The sequence below is a fragment of the Mesorhizobium sp. Cs1299R1N1 genome, assembly GCF_037179655.1.
GTDB lineage: Bacteria > Pseudomonadota > Alphaproteobacteria > Rhizobiales > Rhizobiaceae > Mesorhizobium > Mesorhizobium salmacidum.
The window spans coordinates 323,675-344,221 of the sequence record NZ_JAPYKR010000009.1; the positions used below are offsets into that span (position 1 = coordinate 323,675).

Annotated in this window: 27 protein-coding genes; 8 read left to right on the forward strand and 19 right to left on the reverse strand. The window is 64.0% G+C overall.

The features are described 5' to 3' along the window. The first annotated feature begins 60 nt into the window (after nucleotides 1-60). A complete protein-coding gene (locus tag O7A70_RS21510) occupies nucleotides 61-693 on the forward strand; it encodes an HAD family hydrolase (RefSeq protein WP_337142237.1) in 633 nt (210 codons plus the stop codon). A gap of 3 nt (nucleotides 694-696) precedes the next feature. On the opposite strand, the gene O7A70_RS21515 is transcribed toward O7A70_RS21510, so the two are convergent. The 9 genes from O7A70_RS21515 to ureC form a co-directional block, all read right to left on the reverse strand. Further along, complete coding sequence (locus O7A70_RS21515) at nucleotides 697-1,464, reverse strand: class II aldolase and adducin N-terminal domain-containing protein (RefSeq protein ID WP_337142240.1); 768 nt, start codon at nucleotides 1,462-1,464, stop codon at nucleotides 697-699. Between the two features lie 80 nt (nucleotides 1,465-1,544). Next, on the reverse strand, nucleotides 1,545-2,186 hold the full coding sequence (ureG, locus tag O7A70_RS21520; RefSeq protein ID WP_140768391.1) for an urease accessory protein UreG: 642 nt from the start codon (nucleotides 2,184-2,186) through the stop codon (nucleotides 1,545-1,547). Next, nucleotides 2,183-2,623, reverse strand: a complete 441-nt coding sequence (locus O7A70_RS21525) for a DUF3995 domain-containing protein (RefSeq protein WP_027145419.1) — start codon at nucleotides 2,621-2,623, stop codon at nucleotides 2,183-2,185. The genes ureG and O7A70_RS21525 overlap by 4 nt, the downstream gene beginning before the upstream one ends. Further along, nucleotides 2,620-3,291 (reverse strand): urease accessory protein UreF, encoded by a 672-nt coding sequence (locus O7A70_RS21530; protein WP_337142243.1) that lies wholly within the window; start codon nucleotides 3,289-3,291, stop codon nucleotides 2,620-2,622. Before O7A70_RS21530 ends, O7A70_RS21525 begins: the two co-directional genes overlap by 4 nt. Then, nucleotides 3,284-3,847 carry an urease accessory protein UreE gene (locus O7A70_RS21535; RefSeq protein WP_337142246.1) on the reverse strand — a complete coding sequence of 188 codons (564 nt, stop codon included), beginning with the start codon at nucleotides 3,845-3,847 and terminating at the stop codon, nucleotides 3,284-3,286. The genes O7A70_RS21530 and O7A70_RS21535 overlap by 8 nt, the downstream gene beginning before the upstream one ends. Further along, nucleotides 3,844-4,449, reverse strand: coding sequence for a glutathione S-transferase family protein (locus O7A70_RS21540; protein WP_337142249.1), 606 nt, complete (start codon nucleotides 4,447-4,449; stop codon nucleotides 3,844-3,846). Before O7A70_RS21540 ends, O7A70_RS21535 begins: the two co-directional genes overlap by 4 nt. A gap of 44 nt (nucleotides 4,450-4,493) precedes the next feature. Further along, complete coding sequence (locus O7A70_RS21545; protein ID WP_337142252.1) at nucleotides 4,494-5,087, reverse strand: hypothetical protein; 594 nt, start codon at nucleotides 5,085-5,087, stop codon at nucleotides 4,494-4,496. A gap of 38 nt (nucleotides 5,088-5,125) precedes the next feature. Then, nucleotides 5,126-5,614, reverse strand: coding sequence for a DUF29 domain-containing protein (locus tag O7A70_RS21550; RefSeq protein ID WP_337142254.1), 489 nt, complete (start codon nucleotides 5,612-5,614; stop codon nucleotides 5,126-5,128). 64 nt (nucleotides 5,615-5,678) lie between these two features. Further along, nucleotides 5,679-7,391, reverse strand: coding sequence for an urease subunit alpha (ureC, locus tag O7A70_RS21555; protein ID WP_442921198.1), 1,713 nt, complete (start codon nucleotides 7,389-7,391; stop codon nucleotides 5,679-5,681). Nucleotides 7,392-7,558: 167 nt separating this feature from the next. On the opposite strand from ureC, the gene O7A70_RS21560 reads away from it, so the two are divergent. Then, nucleotides 7,559-7,936 (forward strand): hypothetical protein, encoded by a 378-nt coding sequence (locus O7A70_RS21560; RefSeq protein WP_337142256.1) that lies wholly within the window; start codon nucleotides 7,559-7,561, stop codon nucleotides 7,934-7,936. Between the two features lie 114 nt (nucleotides 7,937-8,050). After that, nucleotides 8,051-8,545 (forward strand): hypothetical protein, encoded by a 495-nt coding sequence (locus O7A70_RS21565; protein ID WP_337142257.1) that lies wholly within the window; start codon nucleotides 8,051-8,053, stop codon nucleotides 8,543-8,545. 50 nt (nucleotides 8,546-8,595) lie between these two features. Here O7A70_RS21565 and O7A70_RS21570 read toward each other — a convergent pair whose 3' ends face one another. The 5 genes from O7A70_RS21570 to O7A70_RS21590 are packed head-to-tail and all read right to left on the reverse strand — an operon-like array spanning nucleotide 8,596 to nucleotide 10,962. Further along, nucleotides 8,596-8,901, reverse strand: coding sequence for an urease subunit beta (locus O7A70_RS21570; protein ID WP_337142259.1), 306 nt, complete (start codon nucleotides 8,899-8,901; stop codon nucleotides 8,596-8,598). A gap of 6 nt (nucleotides 8,902-8,907) precedes the next feature. Beyond that, nucleotides 8,908-9,495 carry a HupE/UreJ family protein gene (locus tag O7A70_RS21575; protein ID WP_337142261.1) on the reverse strand — a complete coding sequence of 196 codons (588 nt, stop codon included), beginning with the start codon at nucleotides 9,493-9,495 and terminating at the stop codon, nucleotides 8,908-8,910. Between the two features lie 26 nt (nucleotides 9,496-9,521). Next, nucleotides 9,522-9,776 (reverse strand): DUF1272 domain-containing protein, encoded by a 255-nt coding sequence (locus O7A70_RS21580; RefSeq protein ID WP_337142263.1) that lies wholly within the window; start codon nucleotides 9,774-9,776, stop codon nucleotides 9,522-9,524. Between the two features lie 12 nt (nucleotides 9,777-9,788). Next, on the reverse strand, nucleotides 9,789-10,091 hold the full coding sequence (locus O7A70_RS21585; protein ID WP_337142264.1) for an urease subunit gamma: 303 nt from the start codon (nucleotides 10,089-10,091) through the stop codon (nucleotides 9,789-9,791). 28 nt (nucleotides 10,092-10,119) lie between these two features. Further along, nucleotides 10,120-10,962: an urease accessory protein UreD gene (locus tag O7A70_RS21590; protein WP_337142265.1), complete on the reverse strand. Its 843-nt coding sequence runs from the start codon at nucleotides 10,960-10,962 to the stop codon at nucleotides 10,120-10,122. Nucleotides 10,963-11,158: 196 nt separating this feature from the next. On the opposite strand from O7A70_RS21590, the gene O7A70_RS21595 reads away from it, so the two are divergent. From O7A70_RS21595 to O7A70_RS21605, 3 genes are all read left to right on the forward strand, one after another. After that, nucleotides 11,159-11,413: an acyl carrier protein gene (locus O7A70_RS21595; RefSeq protein ID WP_027145432.1), complete on the forward strand. Its 255-nt coding sequence runs from the start codon at nucleotides 11,159-11,161 to the stop codon at nucleotides 11,411-11,413. A gap of 4 nt (nucleotides 11,414-11,417) precedes the next feature. After that, nucleotides 11,418-12,626, forward strand: coding sequence for a beta-ketoacyl-[acyl-carrier-protein] synthase family protein (locus O7A70_RS21600; protein ID WP_337142266.1), 1,209 nt, complete (start codon nucleotides 11,418-11,420; stop codon nucleotides 12,624-12,626). A 200-nt stretch (nucleotides 12,627-12,826) separates the two neighbouring features. Further along, on the forward strand, nucleotides 12,827-13,531 hold the full coding sequence (locus O7A70_RS21605; RefSeq protein WP_337142267.1) for a glutathione S-transferase family protein: 705 nt from the start codon (nucleotides 12,827-12,829) through the stop codon (nucleotides 13,529-13,531). A gap of 27 nt (nucleotides 13,532-13,558) precedes the next feature. Here O7A70_RS21605 and O7A70_RS21610 read toward each other — a convergent pair whose 3' ends face one another. The 4 genes from O7A70_RS21610 to O7A70_RS21625 form a co-directional block, all read right to left on the reverse strand. Then, on the reverse strand, nucleotides 13,559-13,885 hold the full coding sequence (locus tag O7A70_RS21610; RefSeq protein WP_337142268.1) for a hypothetical protein: 327 nt from the start codon (nucleotides 13,883-13,885) through the stop codon (nucleotides 13,559-13,561). Between the two features lie 133 nt (nucleotides 13,886-14,018). Then, a complete protein-coding gene (locus tag O7A70_RS21615) occupies nucleotides 14,019-14,630 on the reverse strand; it encodes a nucleoside triphosphate hydrolase (protein WP_337133160.1) in 612 nt (203 codons plus the stop codon). 141 nt (nucleotides 14,631-14,771) lie between these two features. Continuing rightward, nucleotides 14,772-15,869 carry a hypothetical protein gene (locus tag O7A70_RS21620; protein WP_337142269.1) on the reverse strand — a complete coding sequence of 366 codons (1,098 nt, stop codon included), beginning with the start codon at nucleotides 15,867-15,869 and terminating at the stop codon, nucleotides 14,772-14,774. A 122-nt stretch (nucleotides 15,870-15,991) separates the two neighbouring features. Continuing rightward, nucleotides 15,992-17,803, reverse strand: a complete 1,812-nt coding sequence (locus O7A70_RS21625; RefSeq protein ID WP_337142270.1) for a methyl-accepting chemotaxis protein — start codon at nucleotides 17,801-17,803, stop codon at nucleotides 15,992-15,994. Between the two features lie 254 nt (nucleotides 17,804-18,057). Between O7A70_RS21625 and O7A70_RS21630 the strand changes: the two genes are divergently transcribed. Further along, entirely contained in the window at nucleotides 18,058-18,951 is an 894-nt protein-coding gene (locus tag O7A70_RS21630; RefSeq protein ID WP_337142271.1) for a D-alanyl-D-alanine carboxypeptidase family protein, read from the forward strand. A 170-nt stretch (nucleotides 18,952-19,121) separates the two neighbouring features. After that, on the forward strand, nucleotides 19,122-20,045 hold the full coding sequence (locus O7A70_RS21635) for a DUF1003 domain-containing protein (RefSeq protein WP_337142272.1): 924 nt from the start codon (nucleotides 19,122-19,124) through the stop codon (nucleotides 20,043-20,045). A 44-nt stretch (nucleotides 20,046-20,089) separates the two neighbouring features. Here the strand turns inward: O7A70_RS21635 and O7A70_RS21640 are convergent. Next, a partial coding sequence (locus O7A70_RS21640; RefSeq protein WP_337142273.1) for an exodeoxyribonuclease III occupies nucleotides 20,090-20,547 on the reverse strand: 458 nt, incomplete at its 5' end.

Consider the following 20,547-nt stretch of genomic DNA (forward strand, 5'->3'; position numbering starts at 1 on the left):
GCCGCTAAAGGTTTATCTCCCGTCGCAAACCCTTTAAGGGATCGCAAAAAGGAGCGCTGCATGACACCGAAGGCGGTTTTCTGGGACATGGACGGCACGCTGGTCGACAGCGAACCGCTGCACGAGGCAGCCCTCATTGCAGCGATGCGCAATGCCGGCCTCACGCCGCCTGACGATCTGCATGAGCGCGTGCTGGGCGTCGCCGCCTGGCCGGTCTACGAAATGATGCGCGACGAGTTCGGGCTGCAACTGCCCTTCGACGAATGGATCGTTCACAAATATGAGCATTACCTGCCGCTGGTCGAGGGGCTGAAGCCGCGCCCAGGCGCGATCGAGGTCTTCAACGAACTGCGCGCGCTCGGTGTGCAGCAGGCGGTGGTCTCCAATTCGGACCGGATGATCGTCGACGCCAACCTGCACATGGTGGGGCTGACTTATCCCGGCATGAAGACGATCAGCCGCAACGACGTGCGCGAAGGCAAGCCGCACGCCGAGCCTTTCCTGCGCGCCGCCTATCTGGCGGACGTCGATCCCGCGCACGCCGTCGCGGTCGACGACAGCTGGCCGGGCGCCATGGCGGGGCTGGCGGCGGGAATGAAGACCATCTTCTGGCCTGAAAGGCCGATGGAAGGACCGCCCGGCGCGGTCGTCATCAACAGCGCCGAGGAACTGAGGGCTCAGCTCGGACTGTAGCCCTCAGTTCCGGTACGCCGGCTCCTGCTCGTCGAGGATCGCCTTCAACTCGGCGAGATGGCGTTCGGCCTGGCCGGGATAATCGTCCATCTCGCTCGCCGCCTTCTCGGCGATCGCATCCGAGAGCGTGCGCAGCGGCCGGCCGGTCCACAGCGCCTTGATGTAGGTCTCGGCGGCACGCTCGAAATAGAACATGCGGTTGAAAGCATCGGCGACGGTGTCGCCAATGACCAGCACGCCATGGTTGCCCATCACCATCACCTTGACCTTGGGATCGGCGAGAAGCTGCGAGCAGCGTTCACCCTCTTCCTCGAAGGCCAGCCCGCCATAATGCGCGTCGACGACGTGACGGTTGAAGAACATCGCCGAATTCTGGTCGATCGGCGGCAGCGTCGAGTCTGCAAGCGAAGCCAGCACGGTGGCGTGGATCGAATGGACATGCATGACGCAGCGCGCGTGCGGCACGTTGCGATGGACGGCTCCGTGCAGCCCCCATGCCGTCGGGTCGGGTGCATTCGGCCCTGAAAGCGTGCCGGGGTCGTTGGCGTCGATTTCGATCAGGTCGCTCGCCTTGACGCGCGAGAAATGCACCTGGTTCGGGTTCATCAGGAATCTGGTGCCGTCGTCGTTGACGGCCAGCGAGAAATGGTTGGCCACCGCCTCATGCATGTTGAGCCGCGCCGTCCAACGGAAGGCGCAGGCGAGATCGACGCGCTCTTCGTAGAAGGGCAGGTTGGTCAGCGTTTCCTTCTGCAGGCGGGCAATGCTCATCCTGGAATTCCTCCGGTTTCGGCAAGAATGCCGCGCTCCGCTGGTGCCCGCAACCGCTTTCGCTTGGTGCAGACCGCCAGCTATGCCGCCGTGCTTGCGGCGCCAACAGTCCGCAGTCCGCCGTGCTCGACGATGAAATCGATCACCTCCTGCAGGCCCTTGCCGCGCGAAAGATCGGTGAAGCCGAACGGCCGCTTGCCGCGCATGCGGCCGGCGTCGCTCTCCATGACGTCGAGATTGACGTTCACATAGGGCGCCAGGTCGCTCTTGTTGATGATGAGGAAATCGGAACGCGTGATCGCCGGGCCGCCCTTTCTCGGAATCTCTTCGCCCTGACAGACCGAGATGACATAGAGCGTCAGGTCGGCAAGGTCCGGCGAGAAGGTGGCGGCAAGGTTGTCGCCGCCGGATTCGATGAAGATGATGTCGAGATCGGGAAATTTGCGGTTCAGCTCGGCGATAGCCTGCAAATTGATCGAGGCGTCTTCGCGGATGGCGGTGTGCGGGCAGCCGCCGGTCTCGACGCCGACGATGCGGTCCTCCGGCAGCGCCTGCAGCCGGGCCAACATCATGGCGTCTTCCCGGGTGTAGATGTCATTGGTGACGACGGCGATGGAAAACTCGTCGCGCAGCGCCTTGCAGAGTTTTTCGGTGAGCGTCGTCTTGCCGGAACCGACGGGGCCGCCAATGCCGATACGAAGAGGACCGTTCGCTTGTGTCATGTCGGAAACTCCATAATGGCAAGAACCGCGAAGCCGAGCCCGATCAGCAGGCACAGCGGCGAATAGAGACTGGTATCGAGCCGCGCAAAAGGCTGTTCGGGTGCCAGCCGGCGCCACCAGGGCGTGAAACCGGCGATACCGCGCCCCAGGAACACCAGACCGATCAGCATCGACGTAGCGGCAAGCCCCTCCCTTGGAAACGGCGAGGCAAAGAACCCGATGAGCGCCAGCGGCCACAGCGTTGCCAGGCCAAGGCAAGCGGCAACGGCGAAACTGGCGAATGGCGTCGGCATTTCGTCGACGCCGCGAAAACCGACGACGGCGTGGGCGCAGGACGCCGCATCCCTGCCCGGCCAGATGCCGCCGATGCCCCAATAGACATGCAGTGCCGTGATCAGCAGCAGGACGAATGAGAGGACGAAGGCGAGGAGGATCATGAGCGGAACAATCGCGAGTACTGGGTTTCGTGCTTCATCGCCATGATGTCGGAAACGAAGGCGCAGCCGCCGAGATCGTCCGGTGTCGAGCGGGACGCGCGGGCGGCGGTCGAGAGCGCCAGCGGCTCGAACCCCGCCAGCAGCGTCGTGGCCTCGTTCTGGCCGATGACGCCGAGCCGGATCGCGGCCTGGACGAGGTTGGAGAAGAAGGCTTGCAGGAAGGCGGACAGCGCGTCCTGCAGCGCAATGCCGTTGCCGCCGGCGACAGTGCCGACAGCGACGCAATAGGCGCATTCGGCCGGCAAGCGCTCCAGCACTGGATTGGGCCAGGCGGCGGCGGCCTTAAGAAAGGCCGCACCTTGCAGCATGGTCTCGGTGTGACGTTCGCGCGAGCCTGCCAATGCCTCGGCCAGTGCTGCGACTTCGGCCAGATCGCCGCCTTCGCGGGCGCGGCGCCAGCTCTCGGCGAACAGCACGGCATCGTTCCAGCCCGAGCCCATCTCGACCAGCGTCTCCAGCCAGCCGGCAAGGCCAGCGGCATCGGTCACCAACCCATCATGCACCGCGCGCTCAAGGCCATGGCTATAGGCAAAGCCGCCGACCGGAAAGGCCGGCGACAGCCATGCCATCAGCCGCAGCAGGGCGATGCCGGAGGGCTGGTCAGTCATGATGATGATCGTGATGCGAATGCGCGTGGCTGTGCGAATGGGATTCGCCGTGGCCATGGCTGTGCGCCTCGGCGTGGGCGTGGCCATGCCCGCCGGAATAGGCGCCGCGGACCGGCTTGAACGGTTCCGAGACGTCGCGCACCGTGGCGCCGAGCCCCTCCAGCATCGCCTTGATGACGTGGTCGCGCAGGATGAGGATGCGGTGCGCCTCGATGCCGGCGGCGAGATGGCGGTTGCCGATATGCCAGGCGAGTTCGGTCAGATGCACGGCGTCGCGGGCGCGGATGTCATAGACCTCTTCGGGCGCCGCGACGATCTCGATATGGCCGCCATCCTCCAGCACCAGCCGGTCGCCATCGTTGAGGGCGACAGGTTCGCGCAGGTCGACCAGCACCTTGCTGCCATCGGCAAGTTCGATGGCGCGGCGGCGCAGATGCCGCTCGTCATGGGCGAGAATCGCACGGCCGGACGGTGCCGTGGCTCCAACACTGCCAGCAGGCAGCACCGAGACGGCGCGCGGAAATTTGGTGAAGTCGGTGTTGAGGTTGAGCTTCATTTCATGGAGCCTCCGTTAGCTTGCGCCCGCGCACGGGCAGGCCGCGACAACACGCGGTCGAAATAGGCGTTGACGCGGTCGGAGTCGATCGGGAACCGGCCGGCACGCGCCCAGCCGCCCATGTCGCCGAGCAGCACGTCGACAGCCGAGAACCGGTCGCCCAGCGCGAACAGCCTGTCGCCGAGCCGGCGGTCCAGCGCCTTGACCTCCGTGGCGAAGTCATAGGCCGCGGCAGGACCGACATCGACCCGAATCTCTTTCGGCAAGAGGAAACGATGGCGCAGCTTGTTCCACAGCGGCGCTTCGAACTCCGACTGGGCAAAATGCATCCAGGAATCCATCTCGGCACGGCCGGCGAGGCCGAGATTGGCGCCCATGCCTTTGTCGGCATGCTTGTCGCCGAGATAGACGCAGATCGCCGCCGAATCCGTCACCGTCAGCTCGCCATCGATGAGGATCGGCACCTTGCCCGACGGGTTGAGCGCATAGGCTTCCGGCGAGCGGAGCTTGACCTCGATGAATTCATAGGGCTCCCCGAGCTCCTCCAGCATCCAGAGGACGCGGCTGACCCGGGATCCGCGCGATCCGACGGCCTTGTACATCGTTGAACCTGCCTTTCCCCGGAACACTAGATCATCGGGAGGTGTCATACGATCGTGTCGAAGAGCCGCAGGATGAACGATATCTGGTAGATGAGCGCGGCCGCGACGAAGGCGATGTGGAAGCGGCGGTCGCGCACCAGGATCGCGGCGATGCAGAGCGCGACGAAGACCGGCGTGCGGAACAGATATTCGTTGCCGAAGCGGGCGAAATGCTCCGGACCTTTCAACAGGGTGTCGATGACGTCGAGCAGGTAGGTCCCCGCCAGCAGGCCAAAGAACCAGGCGCGGCGCGAATAGAAGAAATCCTCGTAACTGGTGTAGTCCAGCATCGAATCCGGAAACAGCAGCGCGCACAGCAGGAATAGCGTGATGGCGTAGAAAATGATAAAAAGGTATTTGCCAAAGGTCCACGTTTCGATGGCGTAGAGGTCGAACTCCCACCACCAGAAATGCACCAGCATCAACAGCACCGAGGCGACCCAGGCCAGATGCACGGGATAGAGCCGATATTGGCCGGGATGCTGGACGATGCGCGCCACCCCCGACAGCAGGCGGGCGACGCCTAGCCCGATCACCATGCCCATGACGATGCGGATATGCGGGAAGATGTCGTGGGCGGAGGCTATTTCGGTGGCCATGGATCTTGGAAGAAACGCTGGTGGGGAAAAAGAGGCAGCTAGTCTCGCAGGAAATCATCCATTGAAAGAGGGCCGCCAGGCCAAAATCTCCCATCGAGCGCCTGCTTGGCACTGAACGGTGGCTCACTTGGAAATTGCGATTTCCGCAGGCCGGATTCCTGAATGGCAATGGGCAACGCGTCTTTGTAGGACTGATCGAAGATTTGAGCGGGATAGCGACGAAGACTCTGACTATCCTTGAGGATACCTTCGACCCAGACACGCTGCTCGGAAATCGACGATTGCCAGCTGTGGCATCTGTGGCCCGGCTGGAATTCCCATTTCAGGAGGTGTGCAATCAACACCCGCATCCGGCTGCGAATTTCTCTCCGGTCACTTCTCCCCAAGCTTTCTATCTCCTCGGCAAGGTTCTCGCGGTCGAGATCGGAGAGACGACCCTCGCGCAGCAACGCACCCTGCTCGGCGCACCACTGGGCGTAGTCTGTTTCATAGGGTGTCATGGCCCTGAGACGGTCAATCCTGTTCATATGCGCATAATGCCCTAAAGCGCGCCGCGTTTAAACGGCTTCTTGGCGCGGGCACCGGTGACGCTCAAAACAGAAAATACCGTTGTGCCATCGGCAGCACCGTCGCCGGTTCGCAGGTCAGCAACTCGCCGTCGGCGCGAACTTCGTAGGTTTCCGGATCGACCTCGATATGGGGCGTGGCGTCGTTGAGCACCATCGAGTGCTTGCCGATGCCGCCGCGCGTGTTCTCGACGGCGACGAACTGCTTGTCGACGCCAAGCCTGCCGTGCAAACCTGATTCGAGCGCGGCCTTCGAAACGAAGGTCACCGACGAATTGGTCCGGGCTTTGCCATAGGCGCCGAACATCGGCCGGTAGTGCATAGGCTGCGGCGTCGGGATCGAGGCGTTGGGGTCGCCCATCGGGGCGGCGGCGATCATGCCGCCGATCAGCACCATGTCCGGCTTGACGCCGAAGAAGGCCGGGTTCCACAGCACCAGGTCGGCGCGTTTGCCGACCGCGATCGAGCCGATCTCCTTCGAGAGGCCGTGGGCGATGGCCGGATTGATCGTGTATTTGGCGATATAGCGGCGGACGCGGAAATTGTCGTTGTCGCCGGTCTCCTGCGGCAGTGACCCGCGCTGGCGCTTCATCTTGTCGGCGGTCTGCCAGGTCCGGATCGCCACCTCGCCGACGCGGCCCATGGCCTGGCTGTCGGAGGAGATGATCGAGAAGGCGCCGATGTCGTGCAGGATGTCCTCCGCCGCGATGGTCTCCTTGCGGATGCGGCTTTCGGCGAAAGCGATGTCCTCGGGGATCGACGGCGACAGATGATGGCAGACCATCAGCATGTCGAGATGCTCGGCCAGCGTGTTGACGGTGTAGGGCCGCGTCGGGTTGGTCGAGGACGGGATGACGTTGGGAAGGCCGCAGACCTTGATGATGTCAGGCGCATGGCCACCACCGGCACCTTCGGTGTGGAAGGCATGGATGGTGCGGCCCTTGATCGCCGCCACCGTGTTCTCGACAAAGCCGCTCTCGTTGAGCGTGTCGGTGTGGATCATCACCTGCACGTCGTAGTCGTCGGCGACCGACAGGCAGCAGTCGATCGCGGCCGGCGTCGTGCCCCAGTCCTCGTGCAGTTTGAGCGAGCAAGCGCCGCCCAGCACCATTTCCTCGAGTGCGGCGGGCAGCGAGGCGTTGCCTTTACCCGACAGGCCGATATTCATCGGGAAAGCGTCGAAGGACTGGATCATGCGCGCCATGTGCCATGGCCCCGGCGTGCAGGTGGTCGCCAGCGTGCCATGCGCCGGGCCGGTGCCGCCGCCGAGCATGGTGGTGATGCCCGACATCAGCGCTTCCTCGATCTGCTGTGGGCAGATGAAGTGGATATGCGCGTCGAAGCCGCCGGCGGTGAGTATCTTGCCCTCGCCGGCGATGATTTCGGTGCCGGGACCGATGACGATAGTGACGCCATCCTGCGTATCAGGATTGCCGGCCTTGCCTATTGCGGCGATACGGCCATCCCTGAGGCCGACATCGGCCTTGAAGATGCCGGCACTGGCGTCGATCACCAGCGCGTTGGTGATGACGGTGTCGACCGCGCCCTGGGCACGGGAAACCTGGCTCTGGCCCATGCCGTCGCGAATGACCTTGCCGCCGCCGAATTTCACCTCCTCGCCATGAATGGTGAAATCCTTCTCGACCTCGATGATCAGCTCGGTGTCGGCAAGCCGCACTCTGTCGCCAACGGTCGGACCGTACATCTGGGCGTAGGCGGCACGGGTTAGTCTGGCCATCAGCGATTGCTCCCGAAATGCGGTATGATCGAAGCCCGTCTGCACATTGTCGCCATCCAATGGTCACGTAATGACCCGCTGGGCGACACCTTCTGATCCCATTTGGCGGTTGAGGTTGGGACGCCACCCCAAAGCGACCGTTTGCCAAATCGATGGAAGGAAAATCCATGCGCAAAACGATAGTTCTTGCAACCGCCGCCACCCTGATACTGGCTGGTGCCGCCAGTGCCCAGCAGCAGCCCGCGCAACAGCCCGCTCCGACCACGCCGGCTCCAGCCGCCCCTGGCGGTCAGCAGGCCGCGCCAGCGATCCAGAGCGTCAACGTTGTCGACATCAGCGAGTTGCCGAAGGACACGCAGACGCAGGTCAACCAGGTGATCGCGCAGCGTGGCGACGCCGGCCTGCAGAAACTGCGCAGTTCGATCGACGCCACCCCCAAGGTGAAATCCGCTCTCCAGGCCAAGGGAATGACCTCGGCTCAGGTGGTCGCGGCCAGCATGGAGCCGAATGGCGCGCTGACCCTGATCACCAAGAAAGCGAGTTAAGGACCCGGCGTGGCGGGCCGGTATCCGGTCCGTCCGCCGAATCATGACGGGAACCGTGGCAGGGCCGGAGTCGTTTCGTTTCCTGAGCGTCGAAACAAACCGCGAAAGTGGACGATGACCGACACCACCTTGCCCGATGCCCGTTGGCTGCACGCCGTTGCCGCGGCAGCGTTTCTCGCGGCGAGCGTTCCCCAGGCCGCGCTGAACGCGCAGGGCCTTCAAAGCCCGGAGACTGTCGACCGGATTGTCGGCTCGCAAGTCAACCAGGAAGAGGCCAAGACGACCGCTGAGATCGGAAAGGTCAATTCGGCGATCGACCGCACGCGCGAAAACATCAGCACGGTGCGCAAGACGTCCAAGCTCGACAAGGTCGATATCGTGTTCCTGACCGACGCGGCGCGCAGCGAGGGCGGCCCGCCGCCGGCCATCGAGAACAAGGTTAGGCAGCATCAGGACGATGTCGCGGAACTGCGCAAGGAGATCGAGGCCAACGCCCTGCTCTACAATGCCATCGAGTCGCGGCGCGTGCTTGCCGATGATGTGCTCGCCGTGGAGTTCGATGATCCCGGAAAGATCGTCATCTATGCGGCCGCCAAGCCGTCGGGCTGAGCGGCGCGCAGTGCTTGCGTTCATGCCTGCCCTGAAGCCGCTCGACACCCTCACAGCTTGCCCATCACCTTCTGCTGGAATCCATAGACCTCGCGCTTGCCGCCGAGCGGTACCAGCGTGACGTCGCGTTCCTGCCCCGGTTCGAAGCGCGTGGCGGTGCCGGCGGCGATGTCGAGGCGCATGCCGCGCGCGCGCTCGCGGTCGAATTTCAGCGCCTCATTGGTTTCGTAGAAATGGTAGTGGCTGCCGACCTGGACCGGCCGGTCGCCGCCGTTGGCCACTTTCAGGATGACGGTCGGCAGACCCTTGTTGAGTTCGATGTCGCCTTGGGCGGGAATGATTTCGCCGGGGATCATGGGACCTCACACAACGCCGAAGGCGAGGCCGACGCCGATCGCCGCGCAGGCGGCACCCGCGATGCGAGCCACACCACGGAATCTCATGCCAACGCCGAGACCAGCGGCGATGCCGATTGCATGAAGCAGCACGGTGGCAACGGCAAAGCCGGCCATATATTCGAGGCCGCCGGCATTTTCCGGCACTTCCGTGCCATGGGCATGGCCGTGAAACAGCGCGAACAGGCCGATGATGGCGACACCGGCCGAAACGGGGAGATCGACCGCCAGCGCCACCAGCAGCCCAAGCGCCACGACGGAGGCCAGTATGCCCGGCTCAACGAAGGGCAGCGGCACGTGCAGCATGCCAAATGCGCCGCCGGCCAGCATGACGCCGACGAACGCCGCCGGCCAAACCCAGATCGCCTTGCCGCCCTTGAGGGCCGCCCAAAGGCCAACAGCGAGCATCACCGTCATGTGGTCGAGGCCCGACAGTGGATGCGTGAAGCCGGCCATGAATGAAGATGTCGTGCCGATGCCGACATGGGCGTAGGCAGGCATGGCTGCCGCGACGAGCAGGATCGCCGAGAGGCACAGGCGTTTGACAGGGACCATTTTATTTTGCCTTTCGTTATGCGGTGTCAGGCGGCCTTGCGGGAGCCGCAGCCCTCGGCCTTGAGCACGCGCTTGGTCGAAGCCGGATATTTCTTCAGCATCGCGGCGGGACGGATCGGCCGGGCGGTAAAATCGCCGCCGCAGTTCGGGCAGACGCGGCCAAGCACGTTTTCGACACAGCCCGCGCAGAAGGTGCACTCGAAGGTGCAGATCAACGCATCCTTCGCTTCCGGCGGCAGATCCTTGTCGCAGCATTCGCAGTTCGGGCGCAGCTCCAGCATTTTTCTCTCTCCTCACCGGATCGGTTCGTGCACGGTCACCAGCTTGGTGCCATCGGGAAAGGTCGCTTCCACCTGCACGTCATGGATCATTTCGGCGATGCCTTCCATCACCTGCGCGCGGCTGACGACATGGGCGCCGGCCTCCATCAGCTCGGCGACCGGCCGGCCATCGCGGGCGCCTTCGACGACGAAATCGGTGATCAGCGCGATGGCTTCCGGATGGTTGAGCTTGACGCCGCGCTTGAGCCGCTTGCGCGCCACGATCGCCGCCATGGCGATCAGCAGCTTGTCCTTTTCCCTTGGCGTCAGGTTCATGCGTCTTCCTGAAATGATGCGGACACAGTCACAGTGACCATAATTTGGGCAACCCCGCCCTTCCGTTGAGCAATTCGACGAGCGGGACCAGCCGCTGGCGCAGGTGGTAGCCGTCCCCGGCGTAAAGCCTCGCAAGAAGCTTGCCAGATGTCTTCACGGTCCAGACGCTGGCGCCACCCCGGTCGCCTATGATCTCCCGAACCGGGTCGAGCAAGGCTTCCGCGCGCGGCGACACCAGCAGCAGCGTAGCCACGGCGATCGCGCCACCTGATATCGCCGGACGGGCCAGGGTGTCGGCGATATCGGGTCCGATGCGGAAATCCTCGGCATGGATGAGGGTTCCTTCCCTGCGAACACGCCAGCGGTCGCGAAAAGTGCCCTGTGCGGCACGTTCGCCCATGGCCAGGCGGCCGAAGACGGCCGCTTCCAGCACCAGCGCCTCGGCCCCTGCGGCAAGTTCGACGTCTAACGTACGGGCAAAGGCGGCGCGGTCGAAGACGATGGTTTCCTGCGGCAGCCAGGCGATGCTGCCGTTGGCACCCACGGTCAGCTTGACCCGCACTTCGGCATGATCGGATGCGGCGCGATAGACTTTTTCGCAGGCCTGGGTCGTTATCGCGGCGCTGGCATCGACGCCGACATCGACATCCCAACCGAGGCGGTCGCCGCCGGTCAGCCCGCCGGCGGTGTTGATCAGGACGGCCTCCAGCGGGCCGGCTGGAACGGCCGGCAGCCTTATCTTGGCGGAGCCGTCCTGATAGAGGCGCCGCAGCCGCGTGCGTCCCTCGATGCTGGCGCAACCAAGCTGCGCCTTGCCCGCCGCGCGCTGGGCCGGTTGACCTGAGAACTTCGTATTTTCGATCGTATCCACGCCGTCAGGTTAAGCACTGTGGCGCTTTTGTCGACATATAGCTTGTTGCTTGATGACGTTTCCGTTTCTATAGAGGGAACCACCTTGGTACGGTCAGGCAACGCTTGGCGGGGGTAGAAGGCGAAGATCGCGACCTGATATCGAGGACAAGAAGGCGCTGTTCAGCGTCGGAAACGACAAGTGGGGAAGAAACCGAATGGCTGACCAGCTGGCAACGGACATCATCGAGAAGATCAAGGCCCATGCCGAGCCGGGCGGCGAGGAAATCACCACCACGACCGAATTGACGGCGCTCGGCATCCATTCGCTGGAGCTGACCGAGATCATCTTCGACCTCGAGGAGCAATATGGCATCGAAATTGAGATGAACACGGTCGATGCCTGGAGCAATCTGAAGAATGTCGGCGACATGGTCGAGGCCGTTCGCGCGCTGATCGCGAAAAAAGCCTGACCGAATGCTGAAGCGCGTCGTCATTACCGGCATCGGCGGGCTGTGCGGATTGGGCACCGATGCGCAGGCAATCTGGGCCGAGATGCGGGCCGGCCGGTCGGCGATCGGCCCGATCGACAATCCCTTCCTGCACGACCTGAAGGTCAAGACCGGCTGCGAGATCAAAGCGCTGCCGGATCACGGCATCGAGCGCAAGCAACTGGTGTCGATGGATCGCTTCAGCCTCTTGGCGGTGATCGCGGCGAAAGAAGCCATGCGACAGTCCGGATTGATCCCGCATGCGGCCAATACCTATCGGATGGGCACCATTGTCGGTGTTGGCGTCTGCGGGTTCGAGACGGTCGAGGAGAACTATCGCGCCATCCTGATCGAGGGCAAGAATCGCGCCGGCATCTTCACCGTTCCCAGGGTCATGCCGGGCGCAGCCGCCGGCCAGGTCAGCATGCATCTGGGTTTGCGCGGACCGGTGTTCGGCGTCACTTCGGCCTGTTCGTCGGCCAATCATGCCATCGCCTCGGCGGTCGACCAGATCAGGCTCGGCCGCGCCGACGTCATGGTGGCCGGCGGCACCGATGCGCCGCTGGTGTGGGGCGTGCTGAAGGGCTGGGAGGCGCTGCGCGTGCTTTCGCCCGACACGTGCAGGCCGTTCTCGGCCGACCGCCAGGGGCTGGTGCTGGGCGAAGGCGCCGGCATGGCGGTTCTGGAAAGCTACGAACACGCGATGGCGCGCGGCGCCACCATTTTGGCCGAGATCGCCGGCGCGGGCCTTTCGGCCGATGCCTCCGATATCGTCGCGCCGACCGTCGAGGGGCCGGAAGCCGCTATGCGCTTCTGCCTGGCCGATGCCGGGCTCAATCCCGAGGATGTCGATTACCTCAACGCGCACGGCACAGGCACCAAGGCCAACGACCAGATCGAAACCCTCGCGATCAAGCGCGTCTTCGGCGATCATGCGCGGGCGCTCTCCGTGTCCTCGACCAAGTCGATGCACGCGCATTGCCTCGGCGCCTCGGGCGGGCTGGAGATGATCGCCTGCGTCATGGCGATCCGCGAAGGCGTCGTGCCGCCGACGGCGAATTACCGCGAGGCCGATCCCGACTGCGATCTCGACGTGACGCCGAATGTCGCGCGCGAGCGCAAGGTGCGCGCCGCCATCAGCAACGGCTTTGCCTTCGGCGGCACCAATGCGGTGCTGGCCTTCAAGGCCATCTAATCCCGGGCCGTTACTACGTGCCCCGGGCGGTTCACTACCTGCCCCGGGCGGTCACTACCTGCCCCGGGCGGTTCGGATCGATTGACCGTCCGTGCATGCTGAAGCGTCGCCGCATATTGATCCGGCCGCGCCGCAGCCCTAATTCTGGCCAACCCGCCGACACCGCGCCGCTTGGCGCAAATCCCCCTCAGGAGTTCTCGATGGCCGACCTGTCCGCCTTTCCGATCGCAACCCGTTGGCCGGCCAAGCATCCGGACCAGATCCAGCTCTATTCGGCAACGACGCCGAACGGAGTGAAGGTGTCGATCGCGCTGGAGGAACTCGGCCTGCCCTACGAGCCGCACCTGATCAACATCGGCAAGAACGAGAGCTGGACGCCTGAATTCCTGTCGCTCAATCCCAACGGCAAGATTCCGGCGATCATCGATCCCAATGGCCCGGACGGCAAGCCGATCGGCCTATTCGAATCCGGTGCGATCCTGCTCTACCTCGCTGAAAAGACCGGCCTGCTCATCCCAGCGGATGCAGCGCGGCGCTACGAGACCATCCAGTGGGTCTTCTTCCAGATGGCGGCCATCGGGCCGATGTTCGGCCAGGTCGGTTTCTTCCACAAATTCGCCGGCCGAGAAATCTCCGACAAGCGGCCGCTGGAGCGTTACCGCGACGAATCGCGCCGCCTGCTCGGCGTTCTCGACGTCAGGCTGAAGGGCCGCAAATGGATCATGGACAGTGACTACACCATCGCAGACATCTCGCTGCTCGGCTGGGTGCGCAACCTGATCGGCTTTTACGAGGCGCGCGATCTGGTCGGCTTCGATGATTTCGCCAATCTGGCAGCGTGGCTCGAGCGCGGCCTGGCGCGGCCAGCGGTGCAGAAGGGCCTGACCATTCCGGCGCGGAGCTGAACCTCCGGCCCGTGGGGAAGCGCGTCCCTACTTTGCTTTCGCCTTGGGTCCGCCCCTGCCGACCACGGAGGCGGCAAGAGACGCCACACCCCGCGCCGTGGCCACCACCGCTCCGGCTGCGACATTGGCTGCGGCGCGAACCTTCGAGCCGCCGCTGGCGGCCGGCTTCTTAGCGTGGGCTGGCTTGGCGGCCGCTTTCGACGCGCTACCTGGCACGACTTTTTTCGGCGACGCCTTGCCGAAGGCCTTTGTATCCTTGGAGCGTTGGGCGACCGCCGGGCCGGCTCCGGCCGTAGATTGCGGCGCCTTCGGTTGGGCTGACTTGCCCCTGGGCTTTTTTGCCTTGGTTGCCATCGGACGGAATCCCTCTTCTGGCATGATTGCCTGATCGGGATAACGTCTTGTAAGTCTTAAGGTTCCCGCCGAAAAATACTGAAAATTAAACAGGTTAATCGAGATTAACCCGGGTTAATCGAGATTACCCGGGTTAACCAATGACCAGGTCGGCCGCCCGGCGCCGTGCCAGCACGCGTTCGATGTTGGGCATGTCGTTGGAGGCGATCCAGGCGCGTGCATCCGCCTCGGAACGGCCATGCTCGTGCCAGCGTTCCATCAGGCGGCGTTCGAGCTCATTGCGCGGAACGTCGACGAAGATCGAGAAATCGAACAGCGGCGCCAGGCGCGACCACGGCTCCTCGTCGAGCAGCAGGTAATTGCCTTCGACCAGGATGAACTTGGTCTCGGCACCGACGATCGCCGCGGCGGCGCGCGACAATTCCATGCCGCGGTCGAAGACCGGAATGGCGATCTCGGCCTCGCCGGCGCGGATGCGCTTCAAAAGCGTCTCGAAGCCGCCGAAGTCGAACGTCTCGGGCGCGCCCTTTCGCGCGCGCAGGCCGCGCGCGTTGAGCACGATGTCGTCATAGTGGAAGCCGTCCATGGGCACGACTTCCACCGCGCCTTCCGGCAAAAGGTCGTGCAGGCTTGCCGATAGTGTCGACTTGCCGGCGCCCGGCGGTCCGGCAATGGCGACGATGAAGCGCTTCGCCTTGCCGGCGCGCTTGAAGATGGTGGCGGCGAGGTGGGCGATTTCGGACATTTTTTGGCTCCTTCCGCAGGATTTTGGACGCATCTTGTCGGCAGTCGCAGGAGATTTCAAATCGCCATTTGCGCGATTTAGAGCGAACAATCGTGGAAGTCTGCGCTGGCGAGTGCGATTGATCCCTTACGGCTTTGCCCTTCAGCTTGCCGCTGGCAGGCCGATACGCAGGAATTCGCTGTCGAACGGGACCTCCGATGCCGCGGCGCCAGCCAGCCGCAGGCGGCCGTCCGCCGTGGTGATCTCCCGCGGGGGCTCGCCGCCCGACAGCGCCAACGCACCGATGACATGGCGGAACGAGACGCCGCGGCCCTCGCCGAGCGCGAATGCCGTCGCCACGCCCTCGCGCTTCAGCCAGTTGTCACCGAGCGAGGCGGCGTGGCCTATCGCGGTGCGCCCATCCTCGATGCCGAGCACGCCGAGATGGCGGCCGCTCCACGGCGCGTAGTCGCGCCCGCCATTGCTGAACCACAGCATGGTGACCGGCAGTTCGGCCGGGTTCTTGAGCACCAGCACCAGATCGTCCTCGGCCTGGCGCGCAAGTGCTGTCCAGCCCGGGCCGCCATGGTCGGCCTCGACCAAGGTGAGGAAATCCTCGCGCCGATCCTCCATGCGGTAGTCCGTGAGATCGAGCGTACCGCCGCCGGCAGCAGGAAAATGGTCGAGATCGGACGACCGCGCCGGATACGCGAGCATGAAGCGGCCGCGCGCGGGGTCCGGCTCCAGCGGATCGGCTGGCGTGGCGGCAAACCGCTTCGGCGAGAAAGCCAGCCTGCCGCCGCCTTTCATCGCCGTCATCGGGTGATGGGCGACCGAGATCGCGCCGGATCCGCCGGAAAATACATGTTCCTGATAGAGGAAAGGATGGTCGTCGCGCAGCGTGAGAATCTTGTCGACGCTGGCGCCCATCACCTTGTGCCGCAGGCGGAAGATGGCGCGCCAGCCGCCATCCGTGGCGCCGCTGTCCACCACATCCCAGGCGCTGTTGGCCGGCCAGCCATGCAGCGGCGCCTCCTCGACATCGCTGCGCGAAAACGGCGCGCAGAGAAAGTCGCCAGAGAGCCGGACGGTGCCCTGCGGCAGGTCTGGAGGCAGCGTCTCGCTTGCGTCGACCCAGGGTGCGCGGTGCAGTGGCCGCAATTGGCGCCCGCCGCTCTCGATTGTCATGTCGGCGATGTGGCCGACCATGAGGTCGAGCGAAACCGAAATGCCCTTGGCGTTGATCGTGACTGTATCCATGGCGCTCTCACCCGAATCTGACGGGTGCCAAGAAGAACCCGTTCGGCGCACCGCGCAAGCGCGCGGGCGCGCATTTTGCATCAGATTTGCGTCTACCTTCCTACACGCCGAAGGTGCCAGCCCTATTGTCGCTTGTAGTCCCGTACCGGCGATTTTGTCCCGTCGGTATAGGTCACCTGCACCGACATCGACTTCACGCTGTCGGCAACCTTGAAATAGGGCTGGAAATCACTGGGGATGGCGTAGGGGTCCTTGGCATTGCAGGGCGGCATGGGAAGCGCCTTGTCGAGCGTGGCGCCGTTCAGGCTGTAATGCACCTCCTTGATGGCGCAGCGGTAGGACAGCATCTGCGTGAAATAGACCAGCCCATGATTGCCGCTGGCGTCGAAGGCGATCCACGACGTCCAGAACTGGTCGAGGATCTGCTTGTTGCCCTGTTGCAGGGCGGCATCCGGATCGAAGCGGATGTCGAACGGGCCGGTCTCGCGGCCCCTGATGTCGAGATATTTGATCCCGATGGTGGTTGCCGCCGTGCTGTCGGGCAATTCAAAGCTCGGATTGGGCATCGGCTTGCCGGTGCGTTGGTCGTTGAGCGCCAGCGGGCCGGTGTCGGTGAAGGGGCCGGTGCCGCCAAGACGCCAGGATATCGCGGTCGCCGGCTCGGGCAGCGAAATCGTCATCGACCAGCCCTGGTTGGAGCGCATCGGCGTCAGCGAAGGCGCGAAGCGGGCGGGGTCGAGCACGTCGCCAAGGGCCGCCAGCCGGCTGCGGCTGCGCTCCAGCCAGTCGGCAAGCTGGGTCTGGTCGACGAAATATTTGAGCAGCCCGCCTTCTTTTTCGCGAGCGACGAATTTGGTTAGCGCCTGGGCTTCGCTGCGCTTGTCGGCCAGCGTCTGGCTGCCCAGCCGATCCTCCGAAAACTCCTGCGCCTGGAGATAATAGGCCGGCGCGAAGTCCGGATTGGCCGATATGAAGGCGCTGAGCTTGTCGAGCCGCTGCGCATCGTCGAACTGCATGATATGCACCAGCTTGATCGACAACGCCTTGCCCTTGTCGGCCAGTTGGCCGAACACTTCGCGGGCGCCGGCCTTGCCGTCCTGGACCCTGAGCAGCGTGGCAAAGCGCGTGTAGGGATCGATGGCATCGACATCGAAGCCGGCAAAAGCGAGGTAGGAGCGCCGCGCGTTGAGCATGTCGCCCGACAGCTCATAGACGCGGGCATTGTGGTAGAACTCGTCCGGCCGCTTCGGCTCGGCGATGGCGCCGCCTTGCGCGGCCAAGGCGGCAAATCCCTTGGCTATTGTGTCGATCGAGGCGGCGATCTGCTCGGTCGTCGCCTGCAGCTTTTCGGCCTGGGCCACTTGCTGTTTTTGGCCGGCTGCGATCGTTTCCGTGGTCTGCTTGACGGCTTCAACGGTCTGTTGCGTCTCGACCCCTTGCGCGGTTTGCTGCTGCTCGGCGGACGCGATCTGATCGGTTTTCTGGACAACCGTGTCGGTCGATTTCTTGACCTCCTCGACGATCTTCTGCGTTTGCGTGACCGTCTGCTCGATCTTCGTCACCTTTTCGGCGACGATGCCCACCGACTGCTGCAGTTGCGCGATCGCCGGCACCAGGCCGGCGATGACGCCGTTCTGCGAATTGGTCTCCTTCTGCACGGCGTAGACGCCGCCGGCAACCGCCGCCGCACTTGTGGCGAATACCAGCGCCGGCAGAGCCTTGGCCGCCAGCACGAACCTGAGCACGATGGCAATGGCGATGATGACGGCCGCGATCGAGGCAACCAGCGCGATATAGGCGGCGAACGGCGCCAGCGGATTGAGGATGTCGGAAACGGCGCCGCCGATGAAGGCGATGCTGCCGGCCCATTTGCCGGTGCGGCTGAGCGATGCCCTGATTAATGACGGCGCGGCGCCAGCCCCAATGTCAGCCATTTTGCAAGCCCCCAAGCCCAGATGCCACGCTCCTTCCCACGGGAAACGCCGCTTTGGCAAGGAAAGACAGGAAACAGGCGATTTCGGGGCGGCGAAGAGCTCGAGTTCCTCGCCTTCGGCAGGGGCGAGGAAATCAGGCCCCGCCGGCACTCGACATTCCCAGCGCCGACCGCCATTAACCAAATGGACGCATCCGCTGCGTTACGTTAGCTTCGCCTTATCTCAGCAACAGCATCGCCAGAACAGTTCAGCCCTTGTCCTTGCCGCGTCTCTTTCCGCTCCTCCAGAAAATCCTGGCTGTCCTCACCCTGGCGGCCATGGCTGCCGGCTGCTCGACCATAACCCCGCCGGACTCCGTGCTGGCCGTGCCGGCGCCGCCGCAGAAATACGCGGCCATCGTCGTCGATGGACGGAGCGGCAAGCAGCTGTTCGAGGTCAACTCGACGGCGCAGCGCTATCCGGCCTCGCTGACCAAGATGATGACGCTCTATCTGCTGTTCGAGGCAATGGAGACCGGCCGCGTCACCAAGGAGACGCAGATCCCGGTTTCCGACCACGCAGCCTCGCAGCCGCCGACCAAGATGCGTTTCCGGCGCGGCGAGACGATCGACGTCGATTCCGCCATCCGCGCCATCGTCGTCAAATCGGCCAATGACGTGGCGGTGGCGGTGGGCGAATATCTCGGCGGCTCCGAAGACCAGTTCGCCGCCATGATGACATCCAAGGCGCGCCAACTCGGCATGAGCAGCACCACCTTCCGCAACGCATCCGGCCTGCCCGACGACGGCCAGATGACGACCGCGCACGACATGGCGGTGCTCGGCATGTCGTTGCAGCGGCGCTTCCCGCAGCATTTCCACTATTTCTCCGAAAGCGACTTCATGTTCCGCGGCAGGCTGGTGCGCGGCCACAACGACATGCTTGGCCGCGTGCGCGGCATCAATGGCATCAAGACCGGCTACATCAGGGCTTCCGGCTTCAACATCGTCACCTCCTACGATGCCGACGGCCGCCAGCTGATCGTGGTGGTGATGGGCGCCGACAGCGCCCGCCAGCGCAACGACCATGTCGAAGCGCTGATCCAGCGCAGCCTCTCGCCCGCCATGGCCGACACCAAGACCAGGCTGATGTTCGCCGAACAGCAGTGAGGTGAGGGGCCTTCCCATCTCTTCGTCATTCAAAAGACCCGCAGCCGGCTATCGTCTTGCGACTGTCACGCAATCGTGCGGAAGACGTGGCATAGGCTGCGAAATCCGACAGTGGATATGCCCCGCCGCCATGGCGTATTCTAAACCAAGCACGACAGCAGGAGCCCATCATGAGCACCGTTCCCAAGGCATCCGAGCAGAAGTCGGCCGACAATGAGAACGACAGCGGCGGCGAGTATTTCGAGTCGCCGACCACGCAGGAGGATTTGCACGAGGTTTCCGACGAGCATTTCGACACGCCCGAAGTGCCGGACTCCGAACCATCAGGCCCCGGCGCATCGCGGCTAAAGCCGAAGAAAAAGCCGTCGGCGATCTCAGGCCGCAAGTTCCGCAAGCGCGACCTTGTGCGCATCGACACGCTGCGCCCGAGCCTCGCCGACCGCATTCATTCAGACCACCCGGACCTGCCCAAGGGCGCACGCATCAGCCGCGAGGAGCTCGGCCGCTATCGCATGCGCTACATGGAGGAGCTGCTGCAGCAGGAGCACGGCGAGTTCTCCGAGCTCGACCGCCAGGTGGTGGAATCGATCGCCCGGCAAGACACGATTTCGGAAAACAGTGAAGAAGAATTCGAGGAGCACCGGACGTTCGCCGACCGCGTCTCCGACGGCATGGCCGCCTTTGGCGGCAGCTGGTGGTTCCTGATCTCGTTCGGCAGCGTGCTGCTGGTGTGGATCGGCATCAACCTGTTCGAAGGCACGACCGGCGCCTTCGACCCCTACCCCTTCATCCTGCTCAACCTGCTGCTCTCCTGCATCGCCGCCATCCAGGCGCCGATCATCATGATGAGCCAGAAGCGCCAGGAGGTGAAGGACCGCCTGCGCTCCTTCAACGACTACCGCGTCAACCTCAAGGCCGAGCTCGAAGTGCGCCACCTGCACGAAAAACTCGACTACCTCATCTCACGCCAATGGACGCGGCTGGCCGAGATGCAGCAGATGCAGCTCGATGCGATGCATGAGCTGGCGAGTGCGAAGAAAGCAAAGCGGGCGACGCGCGCACGGCGGCCGGTGAAGAGCCCGGCGGGAGAGTGAGGGTGGTGGCGCGCAGCGCACTTTTCCTGGAATTGCCTTAGTACTCAATCGAGCTCGATCCAAGCTGGCGCATGGTCGCTTGGCTTCTCCCAGCCGCGCAACTCGACGTCCACGCCGGCATCCCGGAGTTTGTCCGAAAGGGAAGGGCTCACGAGCAGATGGTCCATTCGGAGGCCGGAGCTTCGATCGTAGCCGCCCCGATATGAGACGTTCCAGTAGGTGTAGATGCCCTTCTCGGGGTGGATGCGCCGGACGGCATCGATCCAACCATTCCCGAGCATTTCGGCGTAGGCTTGCCGGCTCTCCGGAAAGTACACGGCGTCCCCTAGCCATCGTTGGGGCACGACGGCGTCGATTGCGGTTGGAACGACGTTATAGTCGCCGCAGAGAATGCTAGCGCCGTCCGTGACCAGCAGCCGGCCGTAGCTGATCAGGCGATCGAACCAGCGGAGCTTGTAGTCGAATTTTGGACCTGGCGCCGGGTTGCCGTTGGGCAGGTAGA

Coding starts and splice junctions, on each gene's coding strand:
- O7A70_RS21510 (WP_337142237.1), top strand. CDS start 61: ATGACACCGAAGGCGGTTTTCTGGGACATGGACGGCACGCTGGTCGAC.
- O7A70_RS21515 (WP_337142240.1), bottom strand. CDS start 1,464: ATGAGCATTGCCCGCCTGCAGAAGGAAACGCTGACCAACCTGCCCTTC.
- ureG (WP_140768391.1), bottom strand. CDS start 2,186: ATGACACAAGCGAACGGTCCTCTTCGTATCGGCATTGGCGGCCCCGTC.
- O7A70_RS21525 (WP_027145419.1), bottom strand. CDS start 2,623: ATGATCCTCCTCGCCTTCGTCCTCTCATTCGTCCTGCTGCTGATCACG.
- O7A70_RS21530 (WP_337142243.1), bottom strand. CDS start 3,291: ATGACTGACCAGCCCTCCGGCATCGCCCTGCTGCGGCTGATGGCATGG.
- O7A70_RS21535 (WP_337142246.1), bottom strand. CDS start 3,847: ATGAAGCTCAACCTCAACACCGACTTCACCAAATTTCCGCGCGCCGTC.
- O7A70_RS21540 (WP_337142249.1), bottom strand. CDS start 4,449: ATGTACAAGGCCGTCGGATCGCGCGGATCCCGGGTCAGCCGCGTCCTC.
- O7A70_RS21545 (WP_337142252.1), bottom strand. CDS start 5,087: ATGGCCACCGAAATAGCCTCCGCCCACGACATCTTCCCGCATATCCGC.
- O7A70_RS21550 (WP_337142254.1), bottom strand. CDS start 5,614: ATGAACAGGATTGACCGTCTCAGGGCCATGACACCCTATGAAACAGAC.
- ureC (WP_442921198.1), bottom strand. CDS start 7,391: ATGGCCAGACTAACCCGTGCCGCCTACGCCCAGATGTACGGTCCGACC.
- O7A70_RS21560 (WP_337142256.1), top strand. CDS start 7,559: ATGCGCAAAACGATAGTTCTTGCAACCGCCGCCACCCTGATACTGGCT.
- O7A70_RS21565 (WP_337142257.1), top strand. CDS start 8,051: ATGACCGACACCACCTTGCCCGATGCCCGTTGGCTGCACGCCGTTGCC.
- O7A70_RS21570 (WP_337142259.1), bottom strand. CDS start 8,901: ATGATCCCCGGCGAAATCATTCCCGCCCAAGGCGACATCGAACTCAAC.
- O7A70_RS21575 (WP_337142261.1), bottom strand. CDS start 9,495: ATGGTCCCTGTCAAACGCCTGTGCCTCTCGGCGATCCTGCTCGTCGCG.
- O7A70_RS21580 (WP_337142263.1), bottom strand. CDS start 9,776: ATGCTGGAGCTGCGCCCGAACTGCGAATGCTGCGACAAGGATCTGCCG.
- O7A70_RS21585 (WP_337142264.1), bottom strand. CDS start 10,091: ATGAACCTGACGCCAAGGGAAAAGGACAAGCTGCTGATCGCCATGGCG.
- O7A70_RS21595 (WP_027145432.1), top strand. CDS start 11,159: ATGGCTGACCAGCTGGCAACGGACATCATCGAGAAGATCAAGGCCCAT.
- O7A70_RS21600 (WP_337142266.1), top strand. CDS start 11,418: ATGCTGAAGCGCGTCGTCATTACCGGCATCGGCGGGCTGTGCGGATTG.
- O7A70_RS21605 (WP_337142267.1), top strand. CDS start 12,827: ATGGCCGACCTGTCCGCCTTTCCGATCGCAACCCGTTGGCCGGCCAAG.
- O7A70_RS21610 (WP_337142268.1), bottom strand. CDS start 13,885: ATGGCAACCAAGGCAAAAAAGCCCAGGGGCAAGTCAGCCCAACCGAAG.
- O7A70_RS21615 (WP_337133160.1), bottom strand. CDS start 14,630: ATGTCCGAAATCGCCCACCTCGCCGCCACCATCTTCAAGCGCGCCGGC.
- O7A70_RS21620 (WP_337142269.1), bottom strand. CDS start 15,869: ATGGATACAGTCACGATCAACGCCAAGGGCATTTCGGTTTCGCTCGAC.
- O7A70_RS21625 (WP_337142270.1), bottom strand. CDS start 17,803: ATGGCTGACATTGGGGCTGGCGCCGCGCCGTCATTAATCAGGGCATCG.
- O7A70_RS21635 (WP_337142272.1), top strand. CDS start 19,122: ATGAGCACCGTTCCCAAGGCATCCGAGCAGAAGTCGGCCGACAATGAG.